This window comes from Synechococcus sp. R55.2 (assembly GCF_047462075.1).
Lineage (GTDB): Bacteria > Cyanobacteriota > Cyanobacteriia > Thermostichales > Thermostichaceae > Thermostichus.
In genome coordinates this window covers 1-668 of record NZ_JANSIH010000254.1, presented here as the reverse complement: position 1 = coordinate 668, position 668 = coordinate 1, and the positions used below count along the sequence as shown (strand labels likewise).

1 protein-coding gene is annotated in these 668 nt (G+C 46.7%); it reads right to left on the bottom strand.

Annotated features, from left to right (window positions below):
• Positions 1–159: 159 nt before the first annotated feature.
• Positions 160–591 carry a DUF488 family protein gene (locus NW838_RS08625; RefSeq protein ID WP_414400650.1) on the bottom strand — a complete coding sequence of 144 codons (432 nt, stop codon included), beginning with the start codon at positions 589–591 and terminating at the stop codon, positions 160–162.
• Between the last annotated feature and the right edge of the window lie 77 nt (positions 592–668).

Below are 668 nucleotides of genomic sequence, written 5' to 3'. Positions count from 1 at the left end.
GCCCAAGCGGGGATCCCTGTATTGAGCTTGCTGTCGGTGAGAGAGTTTCCAAATCGGTTGGGCAGTCAGGGATCCCTTTCGCTCCGTGTTGCCGGAATCCTGCTGCAACTCGGAGTAGCTGCATAAATCGGAAAAATCCGTAGTGCCAGCTCTTAGTTATCATAGATGCACGATTTCAACATCACCCCATTTTCTGCGCAAATATTCAGCAACCAGCCTACGATGACAGTGCTCAGGTGTAGCTTCACTACAAAGCAGACATCCTCCATCGAGAATACTTTTATCCACTTGATCTTCAATGCGACGCTCGGCCATCAGCGACAAAAACTGTCTCTCGTAGTTAGACCATTCACCACTGGCTTTGTAAGCATCGAGAATCTCTTGAGTTGGTGCAAGTTCCGGCAAATGAACATATCCAAGCTTGCAGATCTCGTGAAGAAAAAACTCTAGATCCCTCTTTTTCGTGAATCCCGCCAGTTGCGAGGTGTTATTAAGTCGAGTATCAACAACTCGAACCAGACCAGGCTGTTTTAAGCGATTAAAAAATTGCTCTGCACTTTTCTTCGTAAACCCTATCGTAAATATCTTCATGGCCTCGCGCTCCGCTCATCATTTTTTGACATTTTCTCATCTCGATAGGCGACACGCCTGCCTTGAATGAGATAGGC

Coding starts and splice junctions, on each gene's coding strand:
- NW838_RS08625 (WP_414400650.1), bottom strand. CDS start 591: ATGAAGATATTTACGATAGGGTTTACGAAGAAAAGTGCAGAGCAATTT.